The following is a 17,047-nucleotide window of genomic DNA, read 5'->3' as shown; positions in this document are numbered from 1 at the left end:
TCTATCGTTGTACGTTATTTTGCGCCGAAGTATTCGTCGCACTTCGTTTGGATTGGTCAGGAACCAAACGATAAAAAGTTTCACCGGGCTTGATCATGCCCAACTCATTGCGCGCGCGCTCTTCGATCGCTTCCTGACCACCGTTCAAATCATCAATTTCAGCAAATAGCTGATCGTTCCGTGATTTAAGCTTGGCGTTATTGGCTTGTTGAAGCTCGACGTCATCTTTTACACGGACAAAATCATGAACACCATTCTTGCCCAGCCACAGCGAATACTGTAACCAACCAAGTAAAACCAGCAATAGCAGCGTAAGTTTTCCCATGCCCGCCCCCTGAAAAACGGAGCAATCATCCCACAACTTTCGTTCCGACTCCACACTGGCAGGTCATTGCTGACAATATTAAGAGTCTGAGTTACAAGCCGTGACTGAATCAGCACCAGCAATAATCTCTTTGATCATCGCGACAATGCTCAAATGTTAACGTTAACAGCATGACTATCAATCTATTCTCTGACACACGAAAATGTACAAGGAAACAAAACAAAATGACTTATCGCCTTTCCCACCAGACGTAATTATTGAGCGGTTTATTTTTCCTTTCCCTATGTTCTGCATCGCTCATGTTTCAGCCATCGTTTTCCTCCTGGTGCTCAAGCAGCAATGGCCGCTATTTTACAGAAGATTTGTTATGCAGCGTAAAACACCAAAATTTTTCCATTCGGTATAATTATTCACTAAAAACCATTTCCATTTTTTATATTAACCACCATTCAAGCCAGCTCAGCAACACACCTGTTGAATCGCCATTCATAAAAGTGTATTTTTATGCAAACAAAATGCATAAATAAAATCAAACAACTTTTTACCAGGAGCTATTATGTTTAAACGTCTTTTCCTGATCGGCACATGTTTTGCAGCCGCCTTTTCTGCCAGCGCCATAGCCGCAGAACCAACGTATGTTGTGGGTTCCGGCGGTACGTATCGCCCTTTTGAGTTTGAAAACGCGCAAAAGCAACTGGAAGGTTTTGATATCGACATTATCAAGGCCGTCGCCAAGGCGGAAAATTTCAACGTCAAACTGATCAATACCCCATGGGAAGGCATTTTTGCCACGCTGGGTTCAGGCGATCGCGACATCATTATTTCCGGCATTACCATCACCGACAAACGCAAGCAGATGGTTGATTTTTCTACGCCTTACTTCCCGGCTGAGCAATCCATTGTGGTGCCAAAAGGTTCAAAGATTGATTCCATTGCCGCGTTGAAAGATAAAAACGTCGGCGTTGTGAACTCCAGCACCGGTGATATAGTAGTGTCTGACGTCCTCGGTAAAAACAGCACGGCGATCAAACGCTTCGACAACACTCCCCTGATGCTGCAAGAGCTGTATGAAGACGGAATCAGTGCTGCTGTCGGCGACGTGGGTGTGGTGAAGTACTACATCAAAACCCACCCGGAAAAAGAGTTCAATCTGGTCTACGATGCCAAATTTGAGCGCCAATATTTTGGTATCGCTGTCGCCAAAGGCAACGATGAACTGCGCAACAAAATCAACTCCGGCCTGAAGAAAATCATCGCCGACGGCACCTACGCCAAAATTTACCAAACCTGGTTCGACGCCAACGTCCCGACTCTCCCCGCAGAGTAATGACGCGATTCAATGCCAGACAGTGATGATTACTGTCTGGCATTTTGTTTTGGTTTTTAGCCGTTGAAAGCAGGCGTAGCGAGCTAAGTTGGTCTGGGTGCGGACAGCGCACAGTAACCGGAATTGGTTTTCGGCAGGCAGGCGTAGCGAGCTAAGTCATATTGAACGCGGAGCGCGCACAGCATCCGGAGTGGACATAAAGTCCATGAGGAATGCGAGCACGCTCCGCGTTCAATATGACGACGCGCAGTAGCCTGAGCAATATACAAGAAGGATTAAAAGTGTCAGGATTTCGTTGGGAGATAATCGAGGAATACGCCCCCCTCTTCATGGACGGCGCCTTGATGACCATAAAATGTACCCTCATTTGCGTCATTCTCGGCACTACCTGGGGATTGACCCTGGGACTGGGCCGTTTGGCGCAGGCTCCGCATGGTCCGTGGAAATACATATTGCATTACGGGGTGCAATGGCCGGTGCGCATCTATATCAGCGCCTTCCGGGGAACACCATTGTTCGTGCAGATCATGGTGGTTCACTTTGCGCTGGTGCCGCTGTTTATCAATCCTCGCGATGGCATACTGGTTACCAGCAATATTATGTCTTCTGATTTTGCCCGCATGCTGCGTTCCGACTACGGCGCATTCCTGTCATGTATTGTGGCGATTACGTTGAATGCCGGTGCCTATGTCTCGGAAATCTTCCGCGCGGGTATTCAGTCGATCGATCGCGGTCAGATGGAAGCGTCGCGCTCGCTGGGCATGAGTTATGGCCGCACGATGCGCAAAGTGATTCTGCCGCAGGCATTCCGCCGCATGCTGCCGCCGCTGGGCAATAATGCGATCGCGATTGTAAAAGACTCGTCGCTGGCTTCCGCGATCGGGCTGGCCGATCTGGCGTATGCCGCGCGTACCGTGTCCGGGGCGTATGCCACCTACTGGGAACCCTACCTGACGATTTCGCTGGTCTATTGGGTCATCACCTTCCTGCTTTCGCTGTTGGTGCAACATATGGAAAAGAGGTTCGGTAAAAGTGATTCGCGTTCATAATTTGCAAAAACAGTTCGGTGAAACCCATGTCCTGCGCGGCATCTCGTGTGAGATCGCGCCGCAGGAAGTGATCTGTGTAATTGGTCCATCCGGTTCCGGCAAGAGCACTTTCCTGCGCTGTATAAATGCGCTGGAAACGCTGTCGGGCGGTGAGATCACCGTCAATGGCTTTGCCATCCACGATCCCAAGACCGATCTGAACCGCACGCGTGAAAGCGTGGGTATGGTGTTTCAGAGATTCAATCTGTTCCCGCACATGACCGTGCTGGAAAATCTGACCATGGCACCGATTGGCGTGAAGAAATTATCCAAGGCGCAGGCCGTGGAACGCGCTGAGAAGCTGCTACAGAAAGTAGGGCTGCAGGACAAGATCGATGCCTGGCCAAACAGCCTTTCAGGCGGTCAGCAACAGCGTGTCGCCATTGCCCGTGCGCTGGCGATGGAACCGGCGATCATGCTGTTTGATGAACCCACCTCAGCGCTGGATCCCGAATTGGTGGGAGAAGTGCTGGCGGTCATGAAAGCGCTGGCGCAGGAAGGCATGACCATGGTGATTGTCACCCATGAAATGGCCTTTGCCCGCGAAGTGGCGGATCGGGTGATCTTTATCGATCAGGGGGTGATTCAGGAAGAAGGGACACCGGAGCAGATTTTTACTGCGCCGCAGAACCCGCGTACCCGCGAATTCCTCAGCAAAGTGCTCTAGCCCTGTCAGACTGACGCCCGCTCACGCAGCGGGCTGCAAGGGTTTCTACCAACCCGTCAGGAACGAGAACACCATCCAGAACAAGCAGATAACTACCAACGCCGTGGTCAACAGGGTCAGCCAGATATTTCCCCGCATTAACATGCTCAATGTGATGCCAATCACGACCGAAACCGGCATCAGCGCGAGGAAAAAGGGCCAGGTGTAGAGCAGAAAAAAGAGGGTATTGGAGCCATAAATCAAGAAAGGAATCGAGAAAGCCAACCAGTAGCAAAAGAAACCCGCCACCCCGCCCAAAAAAGAGTAGGAAGGTTCTTCTTTTTCCCGTGCGGGATTGTCGGGCCTGCTTTGTTCAAGCGGAATCGGGCTAATGTTCTGCATTTTGGAATCCCTGTTAATTCAGTTTTACCGGCACGCTCTGAGGCGTTTTGCCTTCTAATATTCAGGAATTGATAATAACGCGGTGGCGTAATACGTCTAACAATTGTTCAATCAAATTTGTTACCAATTGTTCTCCATTCAGGTGAATGTCTGCGGCTTGCGGACTTTCATAAACAGAGTCGATACCGGTAAAGTTTTTCAGTTCTCCGGAACGCGCTTTCTTATATAACCCTTTAGGATCACGTACTTCGCAAATTTCGAGCGGCGTATCCACAAAGACTTCAATGAATTGCCCCGCTGCCAGCATATCGCGCACCATCTGCCGCTCCGCCCGATGAGGGGAGATAAATGCGGTCAAGACCACCAGACCCGCGTCCACCATCAGTTTGGCGACTTCACCGACCCGGCGGATATTCTCACGCCGGTCATTTTCGGTAAAACCCAGATCGCGGCACAGGCCGTGACGAACATTATCGCCATCCAGCAGATAGGTACTGACGCCATGGGCATGCAGCGCCTGTTCCAGCGCGCCAGCCACCGTGGATTTACCCGAGCCTGACAGCCCGGTAAACCACAGAACCACGCCCTGATGGCCGTGCTGTTTTTCGCGATCCGCACGCGCGATAGCGTGCGGATGCCAAACGATATTCTCGTTCTCTTGCGTCACAATTATTTACCACCCAGCAGATCGCGCGCACCCCAATGCGGGAAATGGCGGCGGACCAGCGCATTCAACTCCAGCTCAAACGCACTGAATGCGCCCGGCTCTTCATACACGGTTTCCAGCGCTTCACGCACCAGACCGGCACCGACGGTCACGTTGGTCAGGCGATCGATAAAGATCATGCCGCCAGTCACCGCGTTGCTCTGATAATTGTCCAGCACCAAAGGTTCGTCGAAGGCCAGTTCCACCAGACCAATACCATTGAGCGGCAGACTGTCAACAATACGCTGGGTCAGCGAATTGATCTCAACCTGATACTGAATGTTTTCCACCCGGGCACGCACCTTTTTTCCAGCGATTTTGATGTCGTAGCTTTGGCCCGGCACCAGCGGCTGCTCGGCCATCCATACAACGTCCACCAACGCATGATTGACCGATTTCACCGTCTCAGCGGCATCGACCAGCAAATCACCCCGGCTGATATCAATTTCATCTTTCAATACCAGCGTAATCGCTTCACCGGACCAGGCTTCCTGCAAATCGCCATCGAAGGTCACAATGCGGGCGACCGTCGATTCAACGCCTGACGGCAGAACCTTGATCTTCTGCCCAACGCGCACCACACCGGAGGAGAGCGTACCGGCGTAACCGCGGAAGTCGAGATTCGGACGGTTTACGTATTGCACCGGGAAGCGCAGCGGTTGCTGTTCGCTCACGCTGATCACATTGACGGTTTCCAGCACTTCCAGCAGCGTCGGGCCGGTATACCAATCCATCGTCGTGCTTGGCGTCGCCACGTTATCGCCTTCCAGCGCGGATAGCGGGACAAATTTGATGTCGAGATCGGTCGGCAACTGCTCGGCGAATGTCAGGTAGTCCTGTTTGAACTGTTCGAAAACGGTTTCACTGTAGGACACCAGATCCATTTTATTGACGGCCACAACCAGATGACGGATCCCCAGCAGCGTCGCGATGAAGCTGTGGCGGCGGGTCTGATCGAGCACCCCTTTACGGGCATCGATCAACAGGATCGCCAGATCGCAGGTCGACGCACCGGTCGCCATATTGCGCGTGTACTGCTCATGCCCGGGGGTATCAGCAATGATAAATTTACGTTTTTCGGTGGAGAAATAGCGGTACGCCACATCAATGGTGATGCCCTGTTCGCGCTCCGCCTGCAATCCATCCACCAGCAAGGCCAGATCGAGTTTTTCACCCTGCGTGCCGTGCCGTTTGCTGTCGCTGTGCAGTGAGGTCAGTTGATCTTCATAAATCTGCCGGGTGTCGTGCAACAGGCGTCCAATCAGGGTACTTTTGCCGTCATCAACGCTGCCGCAGGTCAGAAAGCGCAGCAGGCTTTTGTGCTGCTGTGCCTTGAGATACTCTTCGACCCCACCCTGTTCTGCGATCTGTTGGGCAATCGCACTGTTTTTTAAAGCAATACTCATTGGTGGCTCCTCAGAAATACCCTTGACGCTTTTTAAGCTCCATCGAACCCGCCTGATCGCGGTCGATGGCACGGCCCTGACGTTCACTGGTAGTTGAAACCAGCATCTCTTCGATAATCTCCGGCAGCGTTTGCGCCTCGGATTCCACGGCACCGGTCAGCGGCCAGCAGCCCAGGGTACGGAACCGCACCATGCGTTTGGCGATCATTTCACCCGGTTGCAGATCGATGCGATCGTCATCTACCATCAGCAGCATACCGTCACGCTCCAGCACCGGACGCTCTTTCGCCAGATACAGCGGCACAATATCGATATTTTCCAGATAGATATATTGCCAGATATCCAGTTCCGTCCAGTTCGACAGCGGGAATACGCGGATACTTTCGCCCTTGTTGATCTGGCCGTTGTAGTTGTGCCACAGCTCAGGACGCTGGTTTTTCGGATCCCAGCGATGGAAGCGATCGCGGAAAGAGTAAATACGCTCTTTCGCACGGGATTTTTCTTCATCACGACGCGCGCCGCCAAAGGCTGCATCAAAACCATACTTGTTCAGCGCCTGCTTCAGCCCTTCGGTTTTCATGATGTCAGTGTGCTTGGCGCTGCCGTGAATAAACGGGTTGATACCCATCGCCACGCCTTCCGGGTTTTTATGCACCAGCAATTCGCAGCCGTAGGCCTTGGCGGTTTTATCACGGAATTCGTACATTTCGCGGAATTTCCACCCGGTATCGACGTGCAACAGCGGAAATGGCAGCGTCCCAGGGAAAAAGGCCTTACGCGCCAGATGCAGCATCACGGAGGAGTCTTTGCCGATGGAATACATCATCACCGGGTTACCGAATTCAGCGGCCACTTCACGGATGATATGGATACTCTCCGCTTCCAATTGCCGCAAATGAGTGAGTCGTTTTTCGTCCATAACAGATCCTTAAGCCAAATTCACGACCGACGGGCGTTGGAAACCGTCAGTCTGCAGTTGATGCCCAAACCAGGCGAGTTGCTGGTGAAGCGTAACAACTTCGCCAATCACCAGTAACGCAGGTGATGGCGCCTGTTGTGCCAATTGTTCAAGTTCTTGCAGCGTGCCGGTGAGTACCTGCTGATCGGCCCGTGTACCACGTCCAATCACCGCCACCGGTGTTTCTGCCGCCCGTCCATGAGCAATCAGTTGCTGACTGATTTCTGCGGCTTTCACCGCACCCATATAGATCGCCAGCGTCTGATGCCCCTGAGCCAGCGTTGACCAGTGCAGCGCATCGCCATCAGGGCGGCAATGGCCGGTAATAAACAGCACGCTTTGTGCGTAATCACGGTGGGTGAGCGGGATGCCCGCATAGGCCGTTGCCCCGGCGGCTGCCGTTACACCTGGCACCACCTGAAAGGGAATACCCGCAGCCGATACGGCCTGCAACTCTTCACCCCCGCGACCAAAGATGAAGGGATCGCCCCCTTTGAGCCGCACCACGCGTTTACCCTGCTGCGCCAGGTCAACCAGCATACGGTTGGTCTCTTCCTGCGCCACGGAGTGCGAACCGGCACGCTTGCCGACGCAGATTCGTTCTGCATCACGGCGTACCAGATCGAGAATTTCGTCACTGACCAGATGATCGTAAAGCACCACATCCGCCTGCTGCATGACCTGCAAACCGCGTAGGGTGAGCAAACCTGCATCCCCCGGTCCCGCACCGACCAGCGTGACCTGACCGCCATCCTGCTGATGCCCGGTTAACGAGGCGGCCAGTGTCTGCTCGGCCTGTTGCCATTGTCCGGCCTCCACTTCTGCCGCGAATCGCCCACCGAAGGCTTTTTCCCAGAAGCGACGGCGTTCACTCATCGACGAGAGATGTTCTTTGACCCGTCCACGCCACGATCCGGCGATGTCAGCCATTTTGCCGAGGCTGGCTGGCAATAAAGCCTCCAGTTTTTCCCGCAGCAGGCGCGCCAGCACAGGTGCCTGACCGCTCGAGGAGATCGCCACCACCAGCGGGGAACGATCGACAATCGACGGAAAAATAAAGGAGCATTTCGGCTGGTCGTCAACCACATTGACCAACCGATGACGCCGATTCGCCTCGTCAAAAACAACGGCATTCAGCGCGCTGTCATCGGTGGCCGCGATCACCAGAAACACATCACCAAGTTGCTGCGGCTCGAAAACCTGCGCCAACCAGGTCACTTGCTGCTGGTGATATAAATGGAGGAGTTCGGGATGGAGCGTTTGCGCAACTATCCGAATCTCAGCACCTGCGCGCCGGAGAAGATCTATTTTGCGCGACGCCACTTCTCCGCCGCCAACGACCAGAACCGGACGCTGTTTTAGATCGGCAAAAATCGGTAGATAGTCCACAACAGCCTTTAATAATCTAAAAAATGTATATGCCGACTATACGGGGTGCTATTTAGAGCATGAAATGACTAAAAGGAATGATTAGTTCCACAATGGAATATAGGCCGGATTCAGCGCCTCACAGGACATTTGCTGCCGAATTTTCAAGATAAATCCGCTATTTCGCTGTCCATTTTTAGCCGCTGGTTTCAGAACAGGAGAAATTGTCTAATCTCTTTTGCAGCTTCATACTAGGCACCATTGGCCTCAGCTTTCTGGTAACACGATGAACTGGTCATGCCGTTCATCCTACAAGGACATTTCGGTTATGTTTTCCCCTCTTCGCCTGACTCAGGCTGTGCTTGCATTGAGCCTTGGCAGTGCGTTTTCACTGTATGCAGCGACACATTCGGTTCCTTTGGGGCAGATTGCCGATCAACAAACCCGCCATATCGCCACTTATTTTCCCGGTCGCATGGCGGGCAGTCCGGCAGAATTGATGGCTGCGGATTATCTCCACCAACGTTTTAATGAGATGGGCTACCAGAGCAATCTGCGCGCCTTCAATACCCGTTTTATCTACACCAGCAAGGACGGCAAGCAGGATTGGCATAATGTCAGCGCGACTTCGGTGATTGCCGCACGCAACGGCAGTGCGCCCCAGCAGATTATTGTGGTCGCGCATTTTGATACCTATACGCCGCAAAGCGATACCGATGTTGACCACAATCTGGGGGGATTAACGTTGCAGGGCGTGGATGATAACGCGTCTGGCGTTGGTGTAATGCTCGAACTGGCCGAGCGGATGAGCCGCATTCCCACGCGTTATAGTTTGCGTTTTGTCGCCATGAGTGCCGAAGAGATCGGTAACAAAGGTTCCGAGGATTACGTGCAGCGTATGAGTGAAGAAGAGAAGAAAAACACGCTGCTGGTGATCAATCTCGACAGTCTGGTGACGGGCGATAAGCTCTATTTCAACAGCGGCCTGCATACGCCGCCGCAAGTGGCGAAGAAGACCCGCGATCGCGCATTGGATATTGCCCGGCGTTATGGCATCCCCGCTGCGACCAATCCCGGAAGCAACCCGAGTTATCCGCAGGGGACGGGATGTTGTTCCGATCTGGTCGCATTCGATAATGCGCATATTCCGGTGTTGTCTATTGAGGCTACCAATTGGACGTTGGGTAAGAAGGATGGTTACCAACAACGGAAAATCAGCCCCCGATTCCCGCAGGGCAGCAGTTGGCATCAGAGTCAGATCGATAATATGAATTATCTTGATCGCGCCCTACCGGGGAGGATCGTGAAGCGCTCACGGGATGTGGTAAAGGTGGTGTTACCGTTGATTGAGGAATTGGGGGCGAATGGTGCTTGAGCGAGCACCGGGCGCTTTTATTGCCCTGCGGGCAGCATGTTTTTATGGGTTCTGGTTTTTTTAAAAGCAGGCTCGGAGCAGGTTTCGGTTGATATCAGATTGATGTTCGTGAAGGTCAAAAGATGGTTTTGTTGGTTAGATGCCTACGCAATGATGTTGTTCTTTTAGTGTGAAGATCGGCATCTAAGCAGGGCCGTAAGCGCGGCCCTGCACCGCGCTTTCCCGCTACACTCCTCGCCGGCTGCGCCGGTACCCTCACTCATCTCTCCGGCGGACGGGTCGGCTTTAGCCACCAGTCCCTGGCGGCGGACGCCTCTCCGCGCCATCCATGGCGCTTCGCCCCTGCCTGCGTTCTTCGCTCAGCGAGTCATGACGCTCTGGGAAGGTCAAAGGAAACAGCAACAGATAAAAAAATGAGAATTTCTTGATGAAATCGTGATGTTTTAATTTTGGTTTTATTTCTGTATTTCTTTTGTCTTTGTCTTTGTCTTTGTCTTTGTCTTTGACCTTCCCCCGAGCATCATGAATTGCTGAGGGCGGAATGCAGGCAGGGATGAGCCGCCATGGATGGCGGCGAAAGGCGTCCGGCTACAGGGACTGTAGCCTAAAGCCGGCCCGTCCGCCGGAATGACAACCGAAGGGACCCGCAACGCGGGCAATTTATGCTGCGGAAAGCGCGGGTGCAGGGGGTGCGCTTCACCCCCTGCTTGATTGCCGATCTTCACACGTGAAGAACGAAAACCAAGCCAAAGCAATCAACCAACAAAGCCCTCTTTTGAGGCTAAAGTAGAAAGCCAAACTTAACTCAACCGAAACCTGCTCCAAACTAGTTCTTAAACGGATGCAAGGGGCACATTATGCCCAACGCTTGCACACCAATTCCCCCAAATTATTACATCTCGACACATCCCCTACAAAATAAAACATAACCAAAACAAATCCCCCCATCAGGGCAAAGTAAAACCCAGTAGCATGCCTCCATCAAACATCCATTCTCAGATTACAGGAAATTTCATAATGAAATTATGGCATAAGGCTCTCGCTACCGGACGAATGCTGACCTGTCTGGGATCATCGGCGGGCGTTGTCGTCGGCGGTACCCAGCTTATCTATGACGGTAGTTAAGAAAGAAGCGGCACTCAGCGTCAGCGAGACCTACCAGAGCGCTCTGTAATTACGGCGGCATAAGGGTAAGAAATCCTCCTGCCATTAAGTCAAAGGATCATCAGTGAAAAAGAATTGTGGGATAAAACGTACAGTCGGTCTGTACGCGCCTGAAAAACATCTTCAGCGATTCCGACTGATGCCTTTGGCGTGCCTGATTGCATTGACAGTAGGTAATTCTGGCGTGGCCGGGGCGCGGGAATATTTCAATCCCGCGCTGTTGGAAATTGATAATCCCGTCCAGGAAGGCGCCGATCTGTCGATTTTTGAAGAAGGAAGCATGCAGGCACCCGGCGCTTACCGGGTGGATTTACTGCTTAACAATCAGATGATTGATTCCCGTGAGTTGGAGTTTGTCCAACACAAGGATCAGACGGGAAAAACCAGTTTGCAGCCCTGTTTCAAGGTCAGCGATCTGGATGCGCTTGGCGTGAATGTCGCGGCATTTACCGCGCTGAAAGAAGAAGAAACCTGCGTGGATTTGGCGGCGGCTATTCCGAATGCAAGCGCTGAATTCCGCTTTAGCAGTCAGCAATTGAACCTGAGCATTCCGCAGGCGGCGCTGAAAAATCAGGCTCGGGGTTATGTCGCACCAGAACAGTGGCAGAACGGAATCCGTGCGCTGCTGGCCAACTACAGCTTCAGCGGCTCGAACAGTCAGGGGAGTGAGAATACTGCGAGCAGCAACAGCTATTACCTGAACCTGCGCAGTGGCTTGAATGCGGGCCCCTGGCGTCTGCGCAACTATTCGATCTGGAATAAAGAGAGTGGCAGTGGGCATGAGGGCGGACAGTGGCAGTCGATCGATACCTCATTGCAGCGTGATGTTGTGACCCTGAAAAGCCAGCTCACCTTGGGAGATACGTTCTCCTCAAGCGATATCTTTGATGGGATACCGTTGCGCGGCGGTCAGTTGGCCTCTGACGAGGAGATGTTGCCTGAGAGTCTGCGTGGCTATTCGCCAGTGGTCCGTGGGATTGCCAGAAGCAATGCCCAGGTCACCATCCGTCAGAATGGTTATGTGATTTATCAAAGCTATGTCCCTGCGGGGGCGTTTGAGATTAATGACCTGTATCCCACTTCTGGCAGTGGCGATCTGAACGTGACGGTCAGCGAAGCCGACGGCAGCGAGCAGCATCTGGTGGTACCTTTTGCCTCGGTGCCGGTACTGCAGCGCGAGGGGCAATGTAAATACACTTTGGCGGGAGGACGTTATCGCCCTTCCGATGGTCAGGTCGAGGAGACACCTTTCGCTCAGGGCACCGCCATTTATGGTCTGCCGTGGGGGTTTACGCTGTATGGCGGTTTACAGACTGCCAATCATTATCAATCCCTTGCTGCGGGTGTTGGCAAGAATATGGGGCGGATCGGTGCTTTTTCAGCCGATGTGACCGACGCGCGCGCCACGTTGAGAGAGCAAAGCGACAGCAGCGGCCAGTCATTGCGCGTGCGCTACGGTAAGAGTTTTGCGGAAACCGGGACCAACTTCAGTCTGGCGGGGTACCGCTACTCAACCGAGGGGTTCTATACGCTACAGGAAACGTTGGATACCCATACGAAGGCCACTGTCAGCCCCAACCCGCAGCACAAACGCAGCAGGGCCGAGTTGACGGTCAGCCAGAACCTCGGGCCAAAAGCGGGTTCGCTGGCGCTGAGCGCGGTGAATGAAGGGTATTGGAACGGACAGAAAACCCAGTCTGTCAGCTTGGGTTACAACAATAACTGGAACGCCATCAGCTATGGCCTCAACTACAGCCATAGCAAGAATGGCGTGACGCGTAATGGGGATCGCAGCGGCAGCGACGACCACATGCTGGCGCTGAACGTCAGCGTTCCGCTGTCGGGTTGGCTCAAGAACTCTTGGGCTAGTTACAATATGAACAGCAGTAATCAAGGGCGTGTGACCCATAACGTGGGGCTTAACGGTATGGCTCTTGAGCAGAATAATCTGAACTGGGGCGTAACGCAGGGCTACAGCAGCCAGAATGACGGCAATAACGGCAATCTGTCTGCAAACTACCGTGGTGGCAGTGGTCAGGTCAATGCGGGCTATAGCTACGGAAGTCAGCAGCAACGGATTAACTACGGCGTCCAGGGCGGTGTATTGGTGCATGGGAATGGCGTCACGCTGTCGCAACCCTTGGGTGAAACGGTGGCGCTGGTGAAAGTCCCAGGCGCGAAAGGGGTTAGCGTAGCGAATAACGCCGGGGTGAAAACCGATTCGCGCGGCTATGCCGTGGTGCCTTACGTCTCTCCTTATCGCCACAATGCGATAGGACTGGATACGGCAACGCTGCCAGAAGATGTCGATCTGGCTCTGACTTCACAAACTGTCACGCCGAAACGGGGCGCGGTAGTGGTGGCGGATTACCAGCCGCGTATCGGTCAACGCGTCATGATGACCCTGCGGCGCTCCAACGGACACCCCGTGCCATTTGGTGCTGTGGTGACCGAACTTGCCAACGCGGGGGAAAGCGGCAGCATCGTCGGTGATGGCGGCGAAGTCTACCTGACCGGGATGGCAGATCGCGGTAAGTTGCAGGTGCAGTGGGGGAAAGACAGTGCCCTACAGTGTCAGGTGAATTACCAACTGCCACCGCGCAGTGAACAAATGGCCGGTCTGCATATGGTTAACGGGCAGTGTTCTTAAAAACCATTGCCAGACTTTACCCAACGTGAAGCCGGGAACAGCGAATGCAACGGCAACGCTGAACCTGACGTATCAGTAAAAAACCGAGTCATGGATCGGCAAGTTACACTTTGTTATATGCTATACAAAAGACAACAGAGTAATAACCAAACTCCTCATCAAAAATGAAAAAAAATGAGTAAGCTAGGTTCATTCTGTAAAAATGGGTAAATCCAATTTACTGATGAAATTACCTCACCGCCAAACTGTCCCTTTATAAAATCGTCTTGGCGTGAAGTCAGGAAATAGTTCGATGATTTAAACGCATTGAATTAGATGTAAAGGCATTAAATTATGCCAATGTTATTAACTAAATGGAAAGTTTATTATTATGAAGAAGAGTTTATTTGCTGTTGCAGTGCTGTCTTCGGTTGCTGCTGCTCCAGCTGTATCTGCCGCAGACGGTACAATTAACTTCGTCGGGGAAATTACTGACGTGGCCTGTACCGTTGATACCAATTCGCAGAACCTGACGGTGACGCTGGGTCGGGTTGCCTCCACGGCATTTACCGGTGCGGGATCTACGGCAGCGCCGACGCAATTTCAGCTCATCCTGAGTGATTGCCCGGTATCGGCTAACAGTGCAGTCGTGAAGTTTGACGGTACCAGTGTAGAGGGCGATAACAGCATGCTGGCTTTGGCCACAGGTGGAGATGCGGCTACCGGTGTAGCAATTCAACTGACTGACGCAAGTCAGCAGATCGTGAAATTGTATGAAAATTCAGCGCGTTATGATCTGTTGCCAGACGTTGATAACAACCTGGATTTCATTGCCCGTTACAAGGCAATTTCAGATACGGTTACCGCCGGTGTTGCTAACGCAACCACCCAGTTTACGATTATTTATCAGTAAACTTCTCACGTTATTTTTTAAATAACGCAATAGCACGGAACGGGTCATCGCCATACGTATGTCTTGCATGTAAATCTGTATTTTCATAATTACAGTGCGGGATAATATAAATGCGTTGACCCTTTTCCTTTAATTCCTCTGACAATATATTGGAAGAATGCGAGTGCGTTCTTTTGTAAAAGGAATGCTCACGCAATAATTACCTTCAAAGGTGTTGATATGAGAATATCAGCCAGACTGAGATACGGTGGGCTATTTATATTAGTTGCACCGAGCATGGTACTTAACGCGGCGGATACCAGCACCAGCAATATCACTGGAAATGTCATTGCTTCTCCCTGTGTTATTGATAGCAGCAACTCGGTCATCAATGTCGATTTGCAGGTTATTCAGGTATTTACTTTGGCGACGCCTGGATGAAGTAGCGACTGACAGCCTTTCAATATTGCCCTGAAGAATTGTCCTGAAGGATTGCCCGGCCTCAATGTCCAACGTGCAGACCCCATTTGCCGGTACGGCGGACAATGCAGATAGTGGCAAAAATAACGTCATGCCTCACTCAAAAGTGGGGCATTTTTCCTTCTGAATACAACAAAAAATCCACACTATTAGCTTCGCGTTTATATACTTACAAAGAGAAGTATATAAACGCGGTTAGCGCTGAACTTCCCCTTCTGCAAACCTTTGGCAGATGAATCCGCGATTCTATAGACATTATGATCTCCGGTTACAGGAAATTATCCTATGAAACTTTGGCATAAGGCATTGCTCTGTGGGTTGTTGCTGACGTCACTCGGCACATCAGCGGGTGTCATCGTTGGCGGTACCCGGGTGATCTATAACGGTGGCAAGAAAGAAGCCGCGCTTAACGTGAAAAACCCGGATAAAGTCGCTTATCTCATCCAATCTTGGGCTGAAACACAGGAGAACGGGCAGGCAAAAGCGCCTTTTGTTGTCACCCCACCGCTGTTCAGGCTTGATGCGGGGCAAGATAACGTGCTGCGCATTGTCCGCGCCGGGGGCAATCTGCCGGAAGATAAAGAATCCCTGTTCTGGTTGAACGTCAAATCCATTCCTTCCACAGAGAAGGCCGATAACACGCTGCAAATCGCCGTCAAAACACGCATCAAGCTGATTTATCGCCCGGCGGGTATCAAAGGCTCCTTGAACGACGCGGCGAAAAACCTCAAATGGCAGCGCAGCGGCAATACGCTGCAGGCGATCAACAACTCTCCGTTTTATCTGAGTTTCTATTCGGTTTCACTCGGTGGAAAAGAATTCCCGAACGTGATCATGGTGACACCTCACGGCTCGGCAGCCTATACGCTGACCGCAGGGATGGCGGGTAATGCCGTCAGTTGGAAGATCATCAACGATTATGGTGGCATCAGTGATACCTACCAGTTTTCCCTGTAAAGCGGGTAACCATTATGAGCGATGAGCGCAGATTTCCAGACGATAAGAGAGAAAAAAGATGAAGAATCTCATTAAGCTTGTTGGAGTTCTGGGATTGCTCTGCACGTCTCACGTGTGGGCCTATGCTATCTGCAGTCGCGTAACGACCTCTGTCAACCTTACCGGAACCACACTGTTCGTACAACGGGATACGAAGGTGGGGGAGCCGCTGAACGACATAATACCACCTTCGGCAATGCAACTGATTTACACCTGTCCCGCTACACCAAGTTATGGCGCGATTTGGCAGAACTTTGGCTTCAAAGCCACTGGCAGTTTTACCGGTCTTACGTCGAGCAGCAGATATATTTATGCAAGCACCTATCCAGGGGTGGGCTTCGCGTTGGGGGCGAACCAGGGAGATGGTGGATCGGTGTATTGGTTGCCTGCTACTTCAACGCCACTGGATGGAAACATTAATCAACTTGCCATGATTGCAACCTCGGGGGGGAATATGGCCACCAGTCGCGGTTCTGCGAGAGTAAGGCTGTACAAAACCGGCACCATTACATCGGGGGTATTATCCGGCAGGGTGGGGGTTTTTATTCTTGGCTCCAGCGAGGCCGGTGGCGGAGGATGGGCGGCTGAAACACCGATCAGTATCAGCGGGCTCACCATTACTGTGCTGGCATGCACCCTCAGCACGCCCAGTGTCGCAGTCCCGCTGGGGGACGTGCAGGCAAACCAGTTTAGCGGGGTGGGCAGTACGCTGGGAACCAGGAGCTTTAATCTGGGCCTGAATTGCGATGCCGGCACCCGGGTTAATGTTTCGATGTCAGGAGTGCAGAATACCGACACCAGCAATACCAGCGTGCTGGCCCTCACCGGCGCGGGCAACGCCGACGTGGCCAAAGGTGTGGGGGCGCAGATTTTATACAACAATACCCCAATGAACATTGGCGAAAACCTCTTGTTAAAAACCTCGGCAGGCGGCATGGAAACGTTGGGTTTTCAGGCGCGCTATTATCAGACCCTGGCGAAAGTGATGCCGGGTAAGGCGAATGCCACCGCGACGTTGAATATTTCATATGAGTAGAGAGGGGATTGCTACCGGCGGGTAGCGGCGCTGGTTTTAAAGCAGGCTCGGTTGAGTTTTGTTTTTAACTTGAGGTTTAGGCGCGAGCGCTAAAAGACGGCTTTGTTGGTTGAACGCTTTGGCTATGTTATTGTTCTTTAAGTATTAAGTTTGGCGTTCAAGATACCGTCTTGTCACCTTAGTTGGCAAGACGGATTTCTGCATTGAATTTCATTCCTGACTTCAATACTCCATAGGCCAATTGCAAGA

14 protein-coding genes and 1 pseudogene are annotated in these 17,047 nt (G+C 52.2%); 9 read left to right on the top strand and 6 right to left on the bottom strand.

Going from position 1 to position 17,047, the window contains the following annotated elements; translation table 11 throughout:
• Position 1: 1 nt before the first annotated feature.
• A complete protein-coding gene (gene ftsB / locus DRI82_RS21880; RefSeq protein ID WP_114196023.1) occupies positions 2–325 on the bottom strand; it encodes a cell division protein FtsB in 324 nt (107 codons plus the stop codon).
• Positions 326–881: 556 nt separating this feature from the next.
• Here ftsB and DRI82_RS21875 point away from each other — a divergent pair.
• The 3 genes from DRI82_RS21875 (at position 882) to DRI82_RS21865 (ending at position 3,407) form a co-directional block, all read left to right on the top strand.
• Positions 882–1,652 carry a basic amino acid ABC transporter substrate-binding protein gene (locus DRI82_RS21875; protein ID WP_114196022.1) on the top strand — a complete coding sequence of 257 codons (771 nt, stop codon included), beginning with the start codon at positions 882–884 and terminating at the stop codon, positions 1,650–1,652.
• 281 nt (positions 1,653–1,933) lie between these two features.
• Complete coding sequence (locus DRI82_RS21870; protein WP_114196038.1) at positions 1,934–2,701, top strand: amino acid ABC transporter permease; 768 nt, start codon at positions 1,934–1,936, stop codon at positions 2,699–2,701.
• Positions 2,685–3,407, top strand: a complete 723-nt coding sequence (locus DRI82_RS21865) for an amino acid ABC transporter ATP-binding protein (RefSeq protein ID WP_114196021.1) — start codon at positions 2,685–2,687, stop codon at positions 3,405–3,407. Before DRI82_RS21870 ends, DRI82_RS21865 begins: the two co-directional genes overlap by 17 nt.
• Positions 3,408–3,452: 45 nt before the next feature.
• Here DRI82_RS21865 and DRI82_RS21860 read toward each other — a convergent pair whose 3' ends face one another.
• From DRI82_RS21860 to cysG, 5 genes and pseudogenes are all read right to left on the bottom strand, one after another.
• Complete coding sequence (locus DRI82_RS21860; protein ID WP_114196020.1) at positions 3,453–3,788, bottom strand: DUF3561 family protein; 336 nt, start codon at positions 3,786–3,788, stop codon at positions 3,453–3,455.
• A 61-nt stretch (positions 3,789–3,849) separates the two neighbouring features.
• Positions 3,850–4,461 carry an adenylyl-sulfate kinase gene (gene cysC / locus DRI82_RS21855; protein ID WP_114196019.1) on the bottom strand — a complete coding sequence of 204 codons (612 nt, stop codon included), beginning with the start codon at positions 4,459–4,461 and terminating at the stop codon, positions 3,850–3,852.
• Positions 4,458–5,882: pseudogene (cysN, locus tag DRI82_RS21850) on the bottom strand (sulfate adenylyltransferase subunit CysN); the annotation flags it as partial. The pseudogene cysN and the gene cysC, both read right to left, overlap by 4 nt.
• Positions 5,883–5,910: 28 nt before the next feature.
• Positions 5,911–6,819: a sulfate adenylyltransferase subunit CysD gene (gene cysD, locus DRI82_RS21845; protein WP_114196018.1), complete on the bottom strand. Its 909-nt coding sequence runs from the start codon at positions 6,817–6,819 to the stop codon at positions 5,911–5,913.
• Between the two features lie 9 nt (positions 6,820–6,828).
• Positions 6,829–8,247, bottom strand: coding sequence for a siroheme synthase CysG (gene cysG, locus DRI82_RS21840; RefSeq protein WP_114196017.1), 1,419 nt, complete (start codon positions 8,245–8,247; stop codon positions 6,829–6,831).
• 307 nt (positions 8,248–8,554) lie between these two features.
• On the opposite strand from cysG, the gene DRI82_RS21835 reads away from it, so the two are divergent.
• The 6 genes from DRI82_RS21835 to DRI82_RS21815 all read left to right on the top strand — a co-directional run bounded on the left by DRI82_RS21835 (position 8,555) and on the right by DRI82_RS21815 (position 16,798).
• Complete coding sequence (locus DRI82_RS21835) at positions 8,555–9,601, top strand: aminopeptidase (RefSeq protein ID WP_114196016.1); 1,047 nt, start codon at positions 8,555–8,557, stop codon at positions 9,599–9,601.
• Positions 9,602–10,904: 1,303 nt separating this feature from the next.
• A complete protein-coding gene (locus DRI82_RS21830; RefSeq protein ID WP_114196036.1) occupies positions 10,905–13,415 on the top strand; it encodes a fimbria/pilus outer membrane usher protein in 2,511 nt (836 codons plus the stop codon).
• Between the two features lie 370 nt (positions 13,416–13,785).
• Positions 13,786–14,307 (top strand): fimbrial protein, encoded by a 522-nt coding sequence (locus DRI82_RS21825; RefSeq protein ID WP_114196015.1) that lies wholly within the window; start codon positions 13,786–13,788, stop codon positions 14,305–14,307.
• Between the two features lie 219 nt (positions 14,308–14,526).
• A complete protein-coding gene (locus DRI82_RS23960) occupies positions 14,527–14,727 on the top strand; it encodes a hypothetical protein (RefSeq protein ID WP_157968127.1) in 201 nt (66 codons plus the stop codon).
• Between the two features lie 324 nt (positions 14,728–15,051).
• Positions 15,052–15,723, top strand: coding sequence for a fimbrial biogenesis chaperone (locus tag DRI82_RS21820; protein WP_114196014.1), 672 nt, complete (start codon positions 15,052–15,054; stop codon positions 15,721–15,723).
• 58 nt (positions 15,724–15,781) lie between these two features.
• Complete coding sequence (locus tag DRI82_RS21815; RefSeq protein WP_114196013.1) at positions 15,782–16,798, top strand: fimbrial protein; 1,017 nt, start codon at positions 15,782–15,784, stop codon at positions 16,796–16,798.
• Positions 16,799–17,047 lie beyond the last annotated feature (249 nt).

This window comes from Edaphovirga cremea (assembly GCF_003332275.1).
GTDB classification, from domain to species: Bacteria; Pseudomonadota; Gammaproteobacteria; order Enterobacterales; family Enterobacteriaceae; genus Edaphovirga; species Edaphovirga cremea.
The sequence above is the reverse complement of the archived record's forward strand: the minus strand, read 5'-3'. Positions and strand labels throughout refer to the sequence as shown.

Bases quoted from the DNA above. Each gene is read 5' to 3' on its own strand.
- DRI82_RS21860 (WP_114196020.1), bottom strand. From the start codon at position 3,788: ATGCAGAACATTAGCCCGATTCCGCTTGAACAAAGCAGGCCCGACAAT.
- DRI82_RS21815 (WP_114196013.1), top strand. From the start codon at position 15,782: ATGAAGAATCTCATTAAGCTTGTTGGAGTTCTGGGATTGCTCTGCACG.
- DRI82_RS21820 (WP_114196014.1), top strand. From the start codon at position 15,052: ATGAAACTTTGGCATAAGGCATTGCTCTGTGGGTTGTTGCTGACGTCA.
- ftsB (WP_114196023.1), bottom strand. From the start codon at position 325: ATGGGAAAACTTACGCTGCTATTGCTGGTTTTACTTGGTTGGTTACAG.
- DRI82_RS21830 (WP_114196036.1), top strand. From the start codon at position 10,905: ATGCCTTTGGCGTGCCTGATTGCATTGACAGTAGGTAATTCTGGCGTG.
- DRI82_RS23960 (WP_157968127.1), top strand. From the start codon at position 14,527: ATGAGAATATCAGCCAGACTGAGATACGGTGGGCTATTTATATTAGTT.
- DRI82_RS21875 (WP_114196022.1), top strand. From the start codon at position 882: ATGTTTAAACGTCTTTTCCTGATCGGCACATGTTTTGCAGCCGCCTTT.
- DRI82_RS21825 (WP_114196015.1), top strand. From the start codon at position 13,786: ATGAAGAAGAGTTTATTTGCTGTTGCAGTGCTGTCTTCGGTTGCTGCT.
- DRI82_RS21835 (WP_114196016.1), top strand. From the start codon at position 8,555: ATGTTTTCCCCTCTTCGCCTGACTCAGGCTGTGCTTGCATTGAGCCTT.
- cysD (WP_114196018.1), bottom strand. From the start codon at position 6,819: ATGGACGAAAAACGACTCACTCATTTGCGGCAATTGGAAGCGGAGAGT.